This window comes from Xenorhabdus indica (genome assembly GCF_014467235.1).
GTDB lineage: Bacteria > Pseudomonadota > Gammaproteobacteria > Enterobacterales > Enterobacteriaceae > Xenorhabdus > Xenorhabdus indica.
On record NZ_NKHP01000016.1, the window covers coordinates 88,744 to 104,884 of the forward strand.

The following is a 16,141-nucleotide window of genomic DNA, read 5'->3' on the forward strand; positions in this document are numbered from 1 at the left end:
AAATGCCACATAGGGGGACTAATGCTGCCCGCAGGACGTGCGTTGCAGTGGCTGCTGTATTTGGAGCGAACTGACAAATATGCAATTGACAAATAGGGAGATTAACATAATATTTGGCATCCTGTGAATATTAATGATAGTGATAATGATAATGATAATCATGTCCATAAAGACAGTCACGCCTATTGGTATAAAGATGGGGAATCTGCTTTTTTCACGCAGAAAAGTGTTACTTAGCAGTGCGATTTTGTTTTCCTTATCATCCTTAGGGGGCCAAGCTACCGCTTTGACTCAAGCAGAGAAAAACAAAACGGGGAGCGATGAGGCCGATGTCATCACGGTAACGGGTGAAAAAACAGAAAGATCTCTGCAGAGAACGTCAAGCTCAGTCACGGTTATCTCCGGGCAGGAGATACAGAGTAAGCCTGAGGCGACAACCCTCGTTGATATTTTGCAGGGTAAACCCAATGTGCTTTATACCAGCAATACAAGTGCGCCGAGTATTCGCGGTATTGAGACAAACGGGCCTCTCGTAGGAGGGAATACTTTTCTTTCCAAACCTATACCGCGAGCGACTATCAGTGTTGATGGGCGCTATATCAGCTCCGCAGAGTTTAGTTTGGGGAGAGGGCCTGTTTGGGACGTCAATTCAGTAGAAGTATTCCGTGGCCCACAAACGACGACACAGGGGGCAAATAGCATCGCCGGTGCGGTGATTGTCAAAACTAACGATCCCACCTTTACCCCCGAATTCGATGGGCAGATTTTGTACGGAAGCCGCCAAAACAAACGTGCTTCCTTTACTGTCAATAGCCCATTGACAGACGATCTCGCAGTACGTCTCGCCATGGATTACAGCGGCAGAAATACGTTCATTAAATATACCAATCCCGGTTTCTTCGATTCTGATAAGAACAAAGATTTCGAAAATCTGGATGTCCGTGTGAAGGCACTTTGGCAACCGCTGGATAGCCCGTGGTTGGCCAAACTGACTTACTCCCATATGGCAGCAAAAAATCCTGACAGTGAGTTGGCGTCATTGCCCTACCGTGATTTGAAAAACGAGACGCTAAACCTTGACAGAGCCAAAACTAACAGTGATGTCGGTATCTTAGATCTTCAATATACGTTCGAAAACGATATGGTGCTCTCCAACCAGCTCCAATATTCTGTATCGAAGTACCGCTACACTTTCACAAATCAGTTTCCAGGTATTGCCAATCGCGATTCGAATAATGTTTCCAATGAAATGCGTTTGAACTTCGGTGATGAATATTCAACCTGGAGTGGAGTGACAGGTCTCTATTACTCGCGTGATAAGGCCACGAATGTGCTTGATAATTCGCTGGGCAAGGCTGACGCCGATCTGACTAATACTAGTGTTGGTCTTTTCTCAGAAGCGACGAGGCGTTTTGCGGAAAAATGGTCTCTGACTGGCGGTTTGCGTTATCAGTATGACCAAGTCAAGCATGAAGGGGTCACCAGCTATGTGCCTGGCGTCTATCATGCATATAGTAAAGGGTTCCATGCTGTTCTGCCAAAAGTTTCTCTCGCCTATGATATTACTAACGATATAACCGTCGGTACACTGGTAAGCAAAGGCTATGGGCCGGGCGGTACAGGTGTGAATTTCTCTGGGCATTCCTATTACACCTTCGCTCCGGAGAAGGCTTGGAATTACGAGTTGTTTGCGCGTGGTAGCGCGTTCAATAACCGATTACTGGTAACCGGTAATATCTTTTATACAGATTATAAGGGGTTCCAGAGTGCTGTAACGGATTATACGAAAGACAGACCGAACGGTTCTATCCTTGTCAACGCCGACAAAGCGGTAACCTATGGACTTGAGCTGGGAGCCGATTATCAGGCGCTGGACAACCTTCGCTTACGTGGTGGGCTTGGATTACTTCATACCGAAATCAAAAAATTCGCTGATTATCGCGGCAACTCGTTTGAAGGAAAACAATTCGCTAAAGCGCCTGGCTATATGTTTAACGTTGGTGTTGACTGGAATATCACCGAAAAAGTTCGTTTGAGTAACGATTTTCGTTACATGGATCATTACTTCTCCAATGATCAGAACGATCCCAAGTTGCGAGTCAGTGCCTATTTAGTGTCCAATCTCCGTTTATCCTATAATCCGACCAACTATCTGGAACTCTTTGTTTACGGCAATAACATCTTTGACAAACGGGTGCCAACATACAAACAAAATACTCGTGCAGGTGGAATTTCAGGATACATGCTGGAGCCGCGTGAAGTGGGTATCGGTATGAAAGTACGCTTCTAAAAAATTAGCATCGGCTACGCCGGTTCGTCGGTGGTAGAAACAGGGGGAGCTATTCAGCTCCCCCTGCATTATCTCAAATCACATGTGGTATTTATTATCTGAATTCACAACCTGACAATTTTTATTAAAAATTTATTGGCCTGAATTTGTGACTACATAGGGTTCTATTAATAGCAGCTTGGTTAATTCTTTAGACGAAGGCTTACTTTCTTGCCCTTTAGGCACCACAAAAAACTCACCTTGCTTTATTATTACGTGATCATTTTTAAAATCTATACGGAGTTCACCTTCAATAACCATAAACACCTTGTCTTCATCTTCATGTGTGTGCCATATAAAGTCACCCTTAGCGAGCAATATGATTATCTTATATTCGTTTGTTTGAGCTATCACCTTTGGTGACCAGATTTCTTCTATTAAATCAAATTCTTGTTTTAAATTGTTGACTTTTCTCAATGCTGCAATATGGCTCATGTTATATTCCTTTCCTTTAACTAGTGTTTAGTTTAAATTTTTAATAGTTACCCATTCCATGGAATTATAGTCTTTCCGTTTTTTATAGTGGCATACAGGTAAACAGATTTAAACATTCGGTTTATCAGGCACCGAGCGTAGCGCCTCCATCAATGACAATATCCTGTAATGTTATGTGGCTTGCTTTGTCGGAGGCCAAAAACAAAATGACGTTGGCTATTTCGTCGGGCTGGGCAATTTTTCCGAGTGGAATGCCGAGCTTAAATTGTTCGGTAAGACCATTAATCAGACGTTGATGTGCCATATCATCGTTAAGCATTCCCTCCAGCATTGGAGTCAATGTGGAACCGGGTGAAACAATGTTACATCGTACCCCAAAAGGTGCCAGTTCCAGCCCCACACTCAGGCACAAGCTACGCATCGCAGCCTTAGAAGCGCAGTAAACTGCCATATTAACGCGTGGCACGTGGGCTGCATTGGAGGCTATCGAGACGATATTGCCGCTGCGCTGATGCTGGAAGTGTGGAATGAGGATTTTAAACAGATTGAATGCTGAGCCTGCATTAACGTTGATTGAGCTTTCCCAGTCTTCACGGCTTAACGTTTCTGCGGAGCCGAGGCGCAGAATTCCCGCACCGTTAACCAGCACATCCAGCCCATTTGCTTTCAGCAATGGAGGGCAGGTTTTTTGCACCGCATGAGCATCGCTGACATCCAGAATGAGCGTCTCGAACGGCATTGAATCAGGAAACTTTAGATCGAATCCAAAAACCCTGGCTCCTGCCTCGTGAAAACGGACGGCTGTTCGGGAGCCGATACCGCTCCCTGCTCCCGTCACCCAGACGGTTTTTCCCTTGAATTCGTTCATTTCTCTTCCAGATCGTTGTTCAGCAGTGCGAGCCAGTTTCGTAACGTTGGTTGTTTCATCAGCGTGATAAAATCAATTTCGTACCCTTCATGGCGGCACTTTGAGACGAAAGACATTGTACGTAGCGAGTCTAAGCCGTAATCAAGCAGGTTTTCGTCATCATCAATGTCGTGTGCATCTTCGTCCAGTGCGGGTTGCAGTATGGCAAGCAGACGTTCGCGATCCCATCTATTTTCTGTTGCGGGCGGGGCGAGTGCCGACAGCGCCATAGAGGTACTCAATACCCGTCCGGAGCGACCCGCAGTATAGCGGAGCGCCATCATATGCTCCTCCCGGCTGAAGTCTGCCAGCGCATCGCTAATCATAAAAGCCTGTATATCGCGCATAAAGGCATCAGTGGCAGTGGTTAGGCAGCCGATATGGGCGTACACGCCGCAGATCATAAGCTGGTCACGCTGGCGTTCTTGCAGATGATTTTCCAAGTCAGAACGCTGAAACGCGCTGTAGCGCCACTTCACCAATACAGTGTCCTCCAGTTCGGGGGACAGTGCTGCCGCGATTTTTTGTTGTTCTGGATAGCGGCTTAGGCCAGGTCCCCACATATCATTCAGTAGTGCTCGATCGACGTCGTTTTGTTGGTTCGACTGGGCTGTGTAAAACACGGGGATGCCGAGCTCATGGCAACGTGCGCGCAGAGTAACTATGTTGTCGATAACCTGCTGAATCATCTTGCTCTCCTCTCCCCAGAAGTTGAGGAAATATTCCTGCATATCGTGAATCAGCAGAGCGGCGCGTTGCGGCTCCAACCTCCACTTGACTTTATTGGCAGGTAAGGCAGTTTCATCGGGCAGGGTATAGTCCTGAAGTTTAGGAATGCTCATGGCGTTTTTCCTCAATTTTCTAAGGTGGCGCTGGCAAGTGCACGTAACGCCTGTTTGTTGATTTTTCCTACTGGAGTGAGCGGCAGCTCAGGTAGACTTTCAAAACGATCAGGGATCTTATAGTCGGCTATACCCTGCTCGCGTAGCCAGCGGCGTAGCACGGCTGGTTTCACGGATTCGCGTTCGCGCGTTACCACATAGGCGCAGGTTTTCTCGCCCATTAGACAGTCAGGAATAGCGACCAATGCGGCGTGCACCACCGTTGGGTGGCGCAGCAACAGGTGCTCAACCTCTTCAGCGGCAATTTTTTCGCCACCACGATTTATTTGATCCTTCTCACGTCCAACTACTTTCAGATATCCGTCGGGAAGCTGAATGACTACGTCGCCAGAACAATAAAACCCGTTACTGTCGAACACCATCTGGTTATGTTCTGGGCTTCGGTAATAGCCTCGAAAGGTGTATGGGCCTCGGGTCATCAGCAATCCAGGCTCTCCGTGTGGCACCGGGAGACCTTCTCGGTTTGCGACCCATACCTCATCATCCTCACTGATGGGGCAGCCCTGAGTTGTGAAGGTATGCGCGTCGTCATCGTCTAGTCGGGTGTAGTTCACCAGACCTTCTGCCATACCAAATACCTGTTGGAGCTGGCAGCCCAGCTCCTCTGGAATGCGTCTGGCCAGCGTTTCTCCCAAAGGAGCACCACCGACCTGCATCACTTTCAGACTGGAGAGTTCGTTAACGTGACCTCTGATATTGGCATATTCCAGCCAGATGCTGACCGCAGGTGGCACCAGAGCGGTAATATTGATCTGATGACGGGCTATGACCGGAAAACATCCGTCCGGGCTTGGATCGGGGACGAGAATGACCTGACCACCTGCATAAAATACGCCCAGCGCGCCCGGTGAACTCATAGGATAGTTGTGTGCGGCTGGCAGTGCGCAGAGATACCGGGTTTTACTGCTGATGTCGCAGATCGGATTGCTGGCGCGGATACTGTAATAGTAGTCGTTGTGGGTGCGAGGAATCAGCTTGGGGGTGCCAGTGCTGCCGCCGGAAAGCTGGAAAAATGCGACCTCATCCGCAGGCGTTGGTGTGGGCGTGAAGTCTCCCGGCTCTTCCGATATCAGGCGTGAAAGCGAACGGTTCGAATCTGAATCCTCATGGTGAAGCACCACTATATTCAGTTTCGGGCACTTGGCGACCAGAAGATCAATAAGAGCATCATCATGAAACTGGCGATGCTGGCGATCGGCAATGAGTATCTCTGGCGTAATCTGGAGCGCATACGCAGTTAATTCGCTGCTCTGGTGGCTATAAAGCGCGTTAACCGGCGTGACCCCCAGGCGCAGTAAGGCAAAAAAGACGATATAAAACTCAGCTTCGTTGCCAAGCTGCACCAGCGCGGTTTGTCTCTGACGCACGCCACGTCGATGCAAGGCGGCGGCGAGCCGGTTTACTGCTTCATTAAGCTCTCGATAGCTCCAGCACCGCTCCCCGCAGAATAGTGCCACGGCATCGTTCTCGCGGTGAATATCGAGAATATCGCTCAACGGGCGATCAATCCAGTACCCTTTCAGGCGATAACGTTCAGCCAGATCCTGAGGCCAGCGGTTGAATTCAATCATAATGTCTGCTCCTGTTGCGTTGCAAAACCAAGTGCACTCAGCATGGTGTTAAATTTGGTGCAGGTTTCCAGCCATTCGTTTTCCGGAACAGAGTCCGGAACGATGCCGGCGCCGGCGAATAGCTCAATCTGATGAGGCTGAACTTTGCCGCAGCGGATCGCCACAACCCATTCCCCGTCTCCGCGGGCGTCACACCAGCCGACAATACCGCCAAACCAGCCGCGGTCGAATGGCTCCAGCTCGCCGATCAGGCTGCGGGATAAGGTATAAGGAGCGCCGCATAATGCGGGCGTGGGATGAAGTAGGCAGGCAAGAGACAGCGCGTTATCGCGATCATTGTTCACTATACCCTGAATCTCAGTAGCGAGATGCCAGAGCGTAGGCGTGCTGAGCAGCGAGGGTTCTGGGATCGTCAGAGACCAACAGAGATCTGTCAACTGGCGACGGATAGCCTCCGTGACCACCAGATGCTCGTGGAGATCCTTTCCGGAGGACAACAGCTTTTCCTTGGCATTTCTGTCACTGGCGTCATCGTCGCCTCGCCGTGCTGAGCCGGCAAGAGGACAGGAGCGCAGGATCTTGCCCTCCTTACGTAGCAGTAGTTCAGGGCTGGCGCCAATCAGAATGCCATCCGCCAGCGGTAAGTGAAAGTTGTAGCTCTCCGGATTCTGTTTGTTGAGTTGCAGCCATAGGCTTAGAGCGCTAAGCGGGGGGATGCTTTCAATCTGTAGCAGACGCGACAGCACCACTTTATTCAGTGCACCGATACGTAGCGGATTCAGGGCGTTCTCCACCATGGCGCAAAATGCATCATGATTTGGAATGTAGTGAGCTTGGCCCTCCACCTGCACCGGAGAGTCGGAGAGGTTAAAGGCGTAACGATCGAACCAGTAGCAGGTCTGTGGAATAAACAGTGAACAGGGTTGGCGCTTATCAAACGGAATAGCCCCCACGACAATGGGATTTTCTACTCCGGTCTGTTGAGTTTGACGAAGCAACTGTTGTACCTTCTGCTGGAACTCGCCCTCGACGTGATGTCCGGATGCGGCGGGATGTGTCAAGGTGGCGAGGCATCCCCGGGCGAGCAGGCTTTTGTGGGGCGACAGAAAGATAAAATCATCCTCTTGCAATGTTAGTGAAAGAAGATTGTTGGCGATACCAGACAAAATCAGGTTCCTCTTGTTGGTGTAGGGGCTAGCTTTTCCCCCCTTCCGGAGGGGAAAATACCGACGGTAACGTGAGAGTGAGCCGCCAGTGGTGCCGGATACCAGGTGTTATCAGTTATAACTGACCGTGGAGAACATACTGTGGCCCTAGCTGTAGAAACACGCTTCTTTTCCGCAGCAGGAGGCGACATAGTGAGGTTGTTGACGTTAAACTGCACGGATGCGCCTTTCAGGTTGGAAGTATTTTCTCTTAGATCATTGCGTGTTATGTAGCAAAAGCGGCGGATTACGACTTCATCGTTGCGGTTAGATGAACCTGGATAATGGGTGAAGGCACTTTTGGTGTAATTTAGTGCGTTGGATACGAAAGTCGTTCTTTGGTGATCCATCTGGTCACGAGTAACCATGGAGATTATCTGCTGTATTTTGACAAGTAGAATCGCCGTTTTGGTGACTGATACGTGACCTTTCGCTACAATCCCTTTCATTGGTAGCGTTACGCTTTTCAGCTCCACGGCTGCATCCCTCATGTTCTCTTCCCCATCGCTAGCTGCATATGCCCCGTCAGATAACCTAGGTGTTGAAAACAGTGCCGCCTGAAACCCAAACCCTGTGCGTCTGGTGATGATTTTCACCACAAGTTTTTTTCTTCTTATTTTAAACATAATCAAACACCGTCTGATTTGCCTTATAAAAATATTTAATAACAATTAATTTATGCTGCTTACAGGCGGCGCCGAAAATCCAATTTGTTGACAAAATGTTCATCAGGGAGAGGTATGAGATCCTGAGAAGGAAAACGCCATTACAATATTTTAAATAGAAATGATTATCAATATAATTTACATTACTAATTAATGGCGTTTTCTTGTAAAAATTTCTATAAATATGGCAATAGAGAAAAGTCATGCAGGTATAGATGCGCCATGGCCGTTTGTGTGGAACAGGAAAAATCAACGCTGGCTTTGGTATGCTTGGGAACCCCGTTTGAAACGAATACGATAGGGTATTCTAAATCGGAGGAAATACACGATAAAGTGATTGGTACTTTCACTGAGCGTGAAAACTATTTTTAATAAGAGTTCTAACTACTTAATACATAACCGTCACTTTCATTATGTCATCGATCATATCAGCGGAAGAATGTTCATTAACAGAACCCGCTTACTTTGATATAACTCCTGAACACTATATTTTTAATTGAAAAAAATATTCAAAACAGGATTAAACACGGAGCCAGTTCCCGTCAGCGTTTGAAAACACGCCATGCCAGCATCTTACATATATTATGAACAGACCCGTAGATGACGAGTCATGACATTGAATTGATGAAATTCAGGCTATGAGATATGTGTGTGAGTACGATAATAGCGGGAATTTATGAATGACTGTCATAAAAATGTCATAATTTATACATTTTACTGTCATTAAGTTGACTTATTTTTCCCTCCTGAACCAATTTTTACCTAAAACTAGACTGTTGATGTTGTTGAAAATTGTTTTTAATGAATGATGTGTATCTCAGCAGGAGGGTGTATGAAATCAATACGTATCACTGTGGCAGGTATCATGGCAACAGTATTTGTTATGACGTCTTTGTCTTCATTTGCTGCAACTACATTTGTTGCAACTACCAGCTTGACAGGAGCTGGTGCGACATTCCCGGCACCGGTATATACCAAGTGGGCTGATTCTTATCAAAAAGAAACGGGTAATAAAATCAATTATCAGGGGATTGGTTCTTCTGGTGGTGTAAAACAGATTATTGCCAATACAGTTGATTTTGGTGCATCAGATGCCCCACTTACTGATGACAAACTGGCTTCTGAAGGTTTGTTCCAGTTTCCGACCGTGATTGGTGGCATTGTACTGGCGGTGAACCTTCCAGGTATCAAATCCGGCCAATTGGTGTTAGATGGTAAAACTCTCGGTGACATCTATTTGGGAACCATCAAAAAATGGAATGATCCTATCATTGCGAAATTGAATCCGAATCTCCAACTCCCTGATCAAAATATTGCGGTGGTACGCCGTGCGGATGGTTCTGGTACTTCTTTTGTTTTCACTAGCTACCTGTCCAAAGTAAACAGTGACTGGAAAGCAAAAGTCGGGGCAGGTTCTACAGTGAAATGGCCAATCGGACTGGGTGGCAAAGGAAATGATGGCATTGCTGCGTTCGTCCAGCGTTTGCCCGGCTCCATTGGTTATGTTGAATATGCTTATGCGAAGCAAAATAACCTCGCTTATACCAAGTTGGTAGCCGCTGATGGAAACGTTATCGCTCCTACCGAAACTAATTTCAGTGCGGCAGCAAAAGGGGCGGACTGGAACAAAAGTTTTGCACAGGATTTGACTAATCAGCCCGGCGAAAATGCCTGGCCCATCACGTCAACGACATTCATCCTAATCCATAAACAGCAGAAAAATGTCATACATGGAACAGAAATCCTGAAATTCTTTGACTGGGCCTATGAAAAAGGCGGCGAGCAAGCGAAAGCGCTGGATTATGCTGTGTTGCCAAAAGCCGTCATTGAACAGGTACGTGCAGCCTGGAAAAATGACATAAAAGATAAGCACGGCAATGCCTTGTATTAACCATTCGTTGTATTAGCCGATGTTATTGAAGGGAAATAACCCAAATGGGAATTGAGCGCATGGCCAAACATAAGACTATACATAGAAAAACCATGCATAAAACAGTACAGAAAGCACCTGGTAAGCACGGTGATATTATTTTCAGTACGCTAGTCAGGCTGGCGGCTCTGATGACGTTATTTCTACTGGGAGGCATTATCATCTCGCTGCTGATTGCTGCCTGGCCGAGTATGCAGGCGTTTGGTTTTGCTTTTCTATGGAATAAAGATTGGGATGCACCTGCGGGGATTTTCGGCGCACTAGTTCCGATTTATGGCACATTAGTGACTTCATTGATTGCTCTGATTATTGCCGTTCCGGTCAGTTTTGGCATCGCTCTGTTTTTGACAGAGCTGGCACCAAACTGGCTGAAACGGCCGCTTGGTGTAGCAATCGAATTATTGGCGGCAATCCCCAGTATCGTTTATGGCATGTGGGGGCTGTTTGTCTTTGCCCCGCTTTTTGCCACCTATTTCCAGCAACCTGTCGGAAATGTGTTGTCGAGTATTCCTGTCGTAGGAGAACTGTTTTCCGGCCCGGCTTTCGGCATCGGTATTCTGGCCGCGGGTATTATTCTTGCCATTATGATTATTCCCTATATTGCTTCTGTGATGCGCGATGTTTTTGAACAAACTCCCGTTATGATGAAAGAATCGGCTTATGGAATTGGCTGTACAACATGGGAAGTGATTTGGCATATCGTCCTGCCTTACACCAAAAATGGGGTAATCGGCGGTGTGATGTTGGGCCTGGGGCGTGCACTGGGAGAAACCATGGCAGTGACTTTTATTATCGGCAATACCTATCAACTGGACAGTTTCTCCCTCTATATGCCCGGAAACAGCATTACTTCGGCATTGGCAAATGAATTTGCCGAAGCGGCATCTGGTCTGCATACCTCTGCATTGATGGAACTGGGGCTGATTTTATTTGTGATCACTTTTATTGTTCTCGCGTTATCAAAATTGATGATCATGCGTCTGTCCAGGAACGAGGGACGTTGAAATGGTAAGAATTGATAAACGCCATAAGTTACAAGCCTGGCGGCGTCGGAAAAATCATCTCGCCCTGTTTCTATCTATGGCAACAATGGCGTTCGGTTTGTTCTGGCTGATTTGGATTTTAATCTCCACAATCACTAAAGGCATTGATGGGATGTCTCTGGCGTTATTTACCGAAATGACACCACCACCCAACACAGCAGGAGGCGGGCTGGCAAACGCCATTGTTGGCAGTGGACTCCTGATCTTCTGGGCAACGGTATGCGGTACGCCATTGGGAATTATGGCGGGTATTTATCTTGCTGAGTATGGACGTCGTTCTCCGCTGGCTGAGGTGATCCGCTTTATCAATGATATCCTGCTTTCTGCCCCTTCCATTGTTGTAGGGCTGTTTGTTTACACGATAGTTGTGACGAAAATGCAGCATTTCTCTGGTTGGGCAGGGGTAATTGCACTGGCTCTGTTACAAATCCCGATTGTTATCCGCACAACGGAAAACATGTTGAAACTGGTGCCGGATAACCTGCGTGAAGCAGCTTATGCACTGGGAACACCGAAATGGAAAATGATCTCTGCTATTACGTTGAAAGCCTCAATATCAGGTATTATCACGGGTGTGTTACTGGCGATTGCCCGTATTGCAGGGGAAACCGCCCCATTGTTATTCACTTCGCTTTCCAACCAGTTCTGGAGCACTAACCTCAGTCAGCCAATTGCCAATTTGCCTGTCACCATATTCAAGTTTGCTATGAGTCCATTCTCTGACTGGCAACAACTGGCATGGGCCGGGGTTTTACTGATTACCTTGTGTGTACTGTTGATTAATATCTTGGCGCGGTTGTTATTTGCCAAGAAAAAATTCTGATATTAGAGGAACTGATATTGAAGAGAGAAGCGTTGATGAGTAAAGCCAATGATGTTGCAGGAAATAAGATTCAGGTACGAAATCTGAATTTCTATTACGGCAAATTTCATGCACTGAAAAATATCACGTTGGATATTGCACAGAATAAAGTGACTGCTTTCATTGGCCCATCGGGATGTGGCAAATCAACATTACTGCGTACTTTTAACAAAATGTATGAACTGTATGGAGAACAGAAAGCAGAAGGCGAGATCTTGCTGGATGAAACAAATATTCTGACCGATAAACAGGATATTGCCTTGTTACGAGCCAAAGTAGGCATGGTTTTTCAAAAGCCGACGCCCTTTCCGATGTCGATTTACGACAATATCGCTTTTGGCGTGCGTTTGTTTGAAAAACTTTCAAGGGCTGAGATGGATGAGCGAGTCCATTGGGCGCTGACAAAAGCCGCATTGTGGAACGAAACCAAAGACAAGTTACACCAGAGTGGTTACAGCCTGTCTGGAGGTCAGCAACAGCGTTTGTGTATTGCCCGTGCTATCGCTATCCGACCGGAAGTTTTGTTGCTGGATGAACCTTGCTCTGCTCTCGACCCGATTTCTACAGGGCGTATTGAGGAACTGATCAGTGAACTGAAATCGGAATATACCGTAGTGATCGTTACACACAATATGCAGCAGGCGGCACGTTGTTCTGATTATACGGCTTTTATGTACCTCGGTGAGTTGATTGAATTCAGTGACACTGACATTTTGTTCACCACACCGAAAATGAAGCAGACCGAAGATTATATTACTGGTCGGTATGGTTGATATGGGCAGATAAGAGGTAGCGTAAAGATGGACAATCTGAATTTCGGTAAGCACATTTCTGGTCAGTTCAATGCTGAGCTGGAACATATCCGTACTGAATTAATGGCGATGGGTGGATTGGTAGAAGAGCAGCTCAGTAAGGCGATTCTGGCAATGCACAATCAGGATAAACAGTTAGCCCAACAAGTCATTGAAGACGACCAGAAGGTCAACATGATGGAAGTGGCGATAGATGAAGCCTGTGTTCGTATCATTGCCAAACGTCAGCCCGCCGCAAGTGATCTGCGCCTGATAATGGTTATCTCAAAGACCATTGCCGAGCTGGAGCGTATTGGTGATGTTGCGAATAAAATTTGTCAGACGGCGCTGGAGAAATTTTCTCATCAACAGCAACCACTATTGGTCAGTCTGGAATCTTTGGGCTGGCATACCATCCGGATGCTGCATGATGTATTGGATGCTTTTGCCCGTATGGATTTGCAAGAAGCCATTCGTATCTATCGTGAAGATAAAAAAGTAGATCAGGAATATGAAGGCATTGTGCGCCAGTTAATGACTTACATGATGGAAGATCCACGTACTATTCCAAGCATCATGACCGCACTTTTATGTGCCCGCTCTATCGAACGTATCGGCGATCGTTGTCAGAACATTTGTGAATTTATCTTCTATTACGTCAAAGGACAGGATTTTCGCCATGTTGGGGGCGATAAACTGGAAGAATTGCTTACTAAAGATGAATAATTTTTATGACGATGAAACATGGGTATTCTCTTAAGTGCGGTTAGGGGTTCACTTTAAAGATTTATTCCAAAAGGGTATAAATATAGTATTTTATATTATTTCAAGTACTATGATGAAATTGATAGTTTTTATTGGACAATAAATAATTATTAACAAATTAACAACAGGGGTGTCCAATGAAATTCCGCAATCAATCTCGGATAGCAGTGACTGTGTTACTAACCAGTCTGGTATTAGTTTCTGGCGTAGCAAAAGCAGACAAACTTGATGATATAAAAAAAGCGGGTACGGTTCGTATTGCGGTATTCGACAGTAATCCCCCTTTTGGTTTTATCGATCCTAAAACGAAAAAACTTGCTGGTTATGATGTGGACATCGCCAATGCAATCGCCAGTGATCTGGGCGTGAAACTGCAATTGCGCCCAACCAATCCTGCAAATCGTATTCCACTACTCTCTTCCAAGAAAATTGATTTAATTGCTGCTAACTTCACGATCACCGATGAACGGGCAAAACAGGTCGATTTTTCCATTCCTTATTTTGCTACGGGGCAAAAATTCATTGCCCGTAAAGGTGTCCTGACTAATCCGGATGATATCGCTAAATTGCGTATCGGTGCGGATAAGGGAACGGTACAAGAAATTACACTGCGTGAGCGTTACCCAACTGCGAAAGTTATCTCTTATGACGATACTCCGCTGGCATTTGCGGCGTTGAGAAATGGTAATGTTCAGGCGATCACTCAGGATGATGCAAAGCTGGTCGGCTTATTGGCGAATGTTCCTGAAGCGCAAAAAGCAGATTTCGAAATATCACCTTTCAGTATTACCCGGGAATATCAGGCTGTAGCGGCTTCCAAAGGAGAAGCCCGGTTGGTTGAAGCGGTGAACCAGACATTGTTGAAACTGGAGAAAGAAGGTGAAGCAGAGAAAATTTATAACCGCTGGTTTGGTCCTGATACAAAATCTGCTCAGCCACGTGGTAATTTTAAGTTTGCTCCATTAAATAGTCAGGCAGCGAACTAACATACGTCTGGGAAAATGATATCGGAAACCAGCCCCGTCTTTGTGCGGGGCTTTGCCATTTGTTGATGTGGTGAATAATATGTTTGAGCAATTTATTGACGAGCACTTATTGGCTCCTGAATATCTGCAATGGCTCTGGCAAGGGTTCTTGATTACATTATGGATCTCTGCCTGTACCATTGTTTCTTCCACCTTACTGGGTTTTGTCATTGCGGCAGCGCGGGACAGCCAGATCAAGCCATTGCGTTGGTTGATTACGCTGTACACCTCGGTATTCCGCAATACCCCGTTGCTGGTACAACTGTTTTTCTGGTATTTCGCTTCCGGCCAGATTTTGCCTCAAGATGCCATGATCTGGCTGAACACTCCCCATGAGACTGCGATTGCAGGTTTTACTCTGGAATGGCCTTCATTTGAGTTTCTGGCTGGATTTATTGGCCTGACACTCTATTCCGCCCCTTTTGTGGCAGAAGAGTTAAGAGCTGGAATGCAGGGTGTTGGACATGGGCAAAAATATGCTGCTCATGCATTGGGTTTAACTGGTTGGCAGGCCATGCGCCATGTCGTACTGCCACAGGCATTGAAGATTGCTATGCCACCACTTTTGGGGCAGTACATGACTATCGTCAAGAATTCATCATTAACAATGGCGATTGGTGTCGCCGAACTTTCCTATGCTTCCCGTCAGGTAGAAACACAGTCTCTGCAAACATTTGAAGCGTTTGGCGTGGCGACAGTGCTCTACATCGCCATTATTGCTGTGATGGAAGGGTGGGGGCAATGGCGTCAGCAGAGAATACTGGCAAGAGGGTACTGATATGGACTTTACTGTTATAGCAGAAAACTGGCGCTATTTGCTGTTGGGAACCTTTCCCGACGGGCCGTTGGAAGGCGCAGCTTTGACTCTGATGATAAGTATTATGGCCGGAGTGATCTCGATTGCCTTAGGGACAGTGGCAGGAATCGCATTGGCGATGTTGCGGGGTTTTTGGGTAAATTTGCTGGCAGCGGTACTGGGATTCTTTCGTGCTATTCCGGTTATTATGCTGATTTTCTGGACTTATTTCTTGTTGCCAGTGGTTTTGGGTATGGAAATACCTGAAATCACCACTGTAGTTTGTGCACTGGCATTGATCACGTCTGCTTATCTGGCCCATGGTGTCAAAGCGGGCATTCTGGCGATTGGTGAAGGTCAATGGCGTGCAGGACTGTCTCTGGGTTTCAATCGTTGGGAAGTATTGTGGCATATCGTTCTGCCACAGGCATTGCGTATGATGGTGCCTTCGTTCATAAACCAATGGATTGCGTTAATCAAAGACACTTCATTGGCCTATATTGTCGGCGTAGCAGAACTGTCATTTTTGGCGACACAGGTTAATAATCGTAGTATGGTTTATCCGATGGAAGTCTTTTTATTTGTTGCGTTAGTTTATTTTGTGATGTGTTTGTCACTGGAATTAGCCGCTAACTATGTTGCTCGCCATTTTTCGGTAAGACGTGAGAAAACCGCATTCTTGCGATTTTGGGGTATACCCGACAGGCTTCGAATTGTATTTAGACGGCAAGTGAATGGCTCTTCAGAAACCTGTTAGTGCTATGTTTGTAACCACGATATCTGGAACAAAGCGAAGGTAATAAAAAGACAAGAGTCGGTCACGTATTCAACCTGTTGATGGTTGTGTATAATCGTCATTTTTTCGGAGAAGTCACATGGCGACTGTTGAAGTAAAATGTCGATTTTGTCAGCAAA

16 protein-coding genes are annotated in these 16,141 nt (G+C 46.4%); 10 read left to right on the forward strand and 6 right to left on the reverse strand.

Going from position 1 to position 16,141, the window contains the following annotated elements; all coding sequences use genetic code 11:
- Window positions 1–160 precede the first annotated feature (160 nt).
- Window positions 161–2,290: a TonB-dependent receptor gene (locus Xind_RS13355; protein WP_222941807.1), complete on the forward strand. Its 2,130-nt coding sequence runs from the start codon at window positions 161–163 to the stop codon at window positions 2,288–2,290.
- A 132-nt stretch (window positions 2,291–2,422) separates the two neighbouring features.
- Here Xind_RS13355 and Xind_RS13360 read toward each other — a convergent pair whose 3' ends face one another.
- The 6 genes from Xind_RS13360 to Xind_RS13385 all read right to left on the reverse strand — a co-directional run bounded on the left by Xind_RS13360 (window position 2,423) and on the right by Xind_RS13385 (window position 7,975).
- Entirely contained in the window at window positions 2,423–2,764 is a 342-nt protein-coding gene (locus Xind_RS13360; RefSeq protein WP_187650231.1) for a cupin domain-containing protein, read from the reverse strand.
- 124 nt (window positions 2,765–2,888) lie between these two features.
- Window positions 2,889–3,632, reverse strand: a complete 744-nt coding sequence (gene dhbA / locus Xind_RS13365; protein ID WP_047681621.1) for a 2,3-dihydro-2,3-dihydroxybenzoate dehydrogenase — start codon at window positions 3,630–3,632, stop codon at window positions 2,889–2,891.
- Window positions 3,629–4,513: an isochorismatase family protein gene (locus Xind_RS13370; RefSeq protein ID WP_047681618.1), complete on the reverse strand. Its 885-nt coding sequence runs from the start codon at window positions 4,511–4,513 to the stop codon at window positions 3,629–3,631. Before Xind_RS13370 ends, dhbA begins: the two co-directional genes overlap by 4 nt.
- A gap of 11 nt (window positions 4,514–4,524) precedes the next feature.
- Window positions 4,525–6,147, reverse strand: a complete 1,623-nt coding sequence (locus tag Xind_RS13375) for a (2,3-dihydroxybenzoyl)adenylate synthase (protein ID WP_187650245.1) — start codon at window positions 6,145–6,147, stop codon at window positions 4,525–4,527.
- The gene (locus tag Xind_RS13380; protein WP_246432542.1) at window positions 6,141–7,310 is read right to left on the reverse strand and encodes an isochorismate synthase; all 1,170 of its coding nucleotides are present in this window, start codon (window positions 7,308–7,310) and stop codon (window positions 6,141–6,143) included. The genes Xind_RS13375 and Xind_RS13380 overlap by 7 nt, the downstream gene beginning before the upstream one ends.
- 2 nt (window positions 7,311–7,312) lie before the next feature.
- Entirely contained in the window at window positions 7,313–7,975 is a 663-nt protein-coding gene (locus tag Xind_RS13385) for a hypothetical protein (protein WP_187650232.1), read from the reverse strand.
- Window positions 7,976–8,236: 261 nt separating this feature from the next.
- On the opposite strand from Xind_RS13385, the gene Xind_RS13390 reads away from it, so the two are divergent.
- The 9 genes from Xind_RS13390 (at window position 8,237) to Xind_RS13430 (ending at window position 15,983) form a co-directional block, all read left to right on the forward strand.
- On the forward strand, window positions 8,237–8,386 hold the full coding sequence (locus Xind_RS13390; RefSeq protein ID WP_187650233.1) for an IS1 family transposase: 150 nt from the start codon (window positions 8,237–8,239) through the stop codon (window positions 8,384–8,386).
- A 460-nt stretch (window positions 8,387–8,846) separates the two neighbouring features.
- Window positions 8,847–9,905 carry a phosphate ABC transporter substrate-binding protein PstS gene (pstS, locus tag Xind_RS13395; protein ID WP_187650234.1) on the forward strand — a complete coding sequence of 353 codons (1,059 nt, stop codon included), beginning with the start codon at window positions 8,847–8,849 and terminating at the stop codon, window positions 9,903–9,905.
- A 92-nt stretch (window positions 9,906–9,997) separates the two neighbouring features.
- Window positions 9,998–10,948, forward strand: coding sequence for a phosphate ABC transporter permease PstC (gene pstC, locus Xind_RS13400; RefSeq protein ID WP_187650247.1), 951 nt, complete (start codon window positions 9,998–10,000; stop codon window positions 10,946–10,948).
- Window position 10,949: 1 nt separating this feature from the next.
- Complete coding sequence (gene pstA / locus Xind_RS13405) at window positions 10,950–11,810, forward strand: phosphate ABC transporter permease PstA (protein ID WP_047681605.1); 861 nt, start codon at window positions 10,950–10,952, stop codon at window positions 11,808–11,810.
- A 35-nt stretch (window positions 11,811–11,845) separates the two neighbouring features.
- Window positions 11,846–12,622, forward strand: coding sequence for a phosphate ABC transporter ATP-binding protein PstB (pstB, locus tag Xind_RS13410; RefSeq protein WP_047681602.1), 777 nt, complete (start codon window positions 11,846–11,848; stop codon window positions 12,620–12,622).
- Between the two features lie 27 nt (window positions 12,623–12,649).
- Window positions 12,650–13,366 (forward strand): phosphate signaling complex protein PhoU, encoded by a 717-nt coding sequence (gene phoU, locus Xind_RS13415; RefSeq protein ID WP_047681600.1) that lies wholly within the window; start codon window positions 12,650–12,652, stop codon window positions 13,364–13,366.
- A gap of 176 nt (window positions 13,367–13,542) precedes the next feature.
- The gene (locus Xind_RS13420; RefSeq protein ID WP_187650235.1) at window positions 13,543–14,391 is read left to right on the forward strand and encodes an ABC transporter substrate-binding protein; all 849 of its coding nucleotides are present in this window, start codon (window positions 13,543–13,545) and stop codon (window positions 14,389–14,391) included.
- Between the two features lie 79 nt (window positions 14,392–14,470).
- Window positions 14,471–15,208 (forward strand): amino acid ABC transporter permease, encoded by a 738-nt coding sequence (locus Xind_RS13425; protein ID WP_187650236.1) that lies wholly within the window; start codon window positions 14,471–14,473, stop codon window positions 15,206–15,208.
- Window position 15,209: 1 nt separating this feature from the next.
- The gene (locus tag Xind_RS13430; RefSeq protein ID WP_047681592.1) at window positions 15,210–15,983 is read left to right on the forward strand and encodes an amino acid ABC transporter permease; all 774 of its coding nucleotides are present in this window, start codon (window positions 15,210–15,212) and stop codon (window positions 15,981–15,983) included.
- Window positions 15,984–16,141 lie beyond the last annotated feature (158 nt).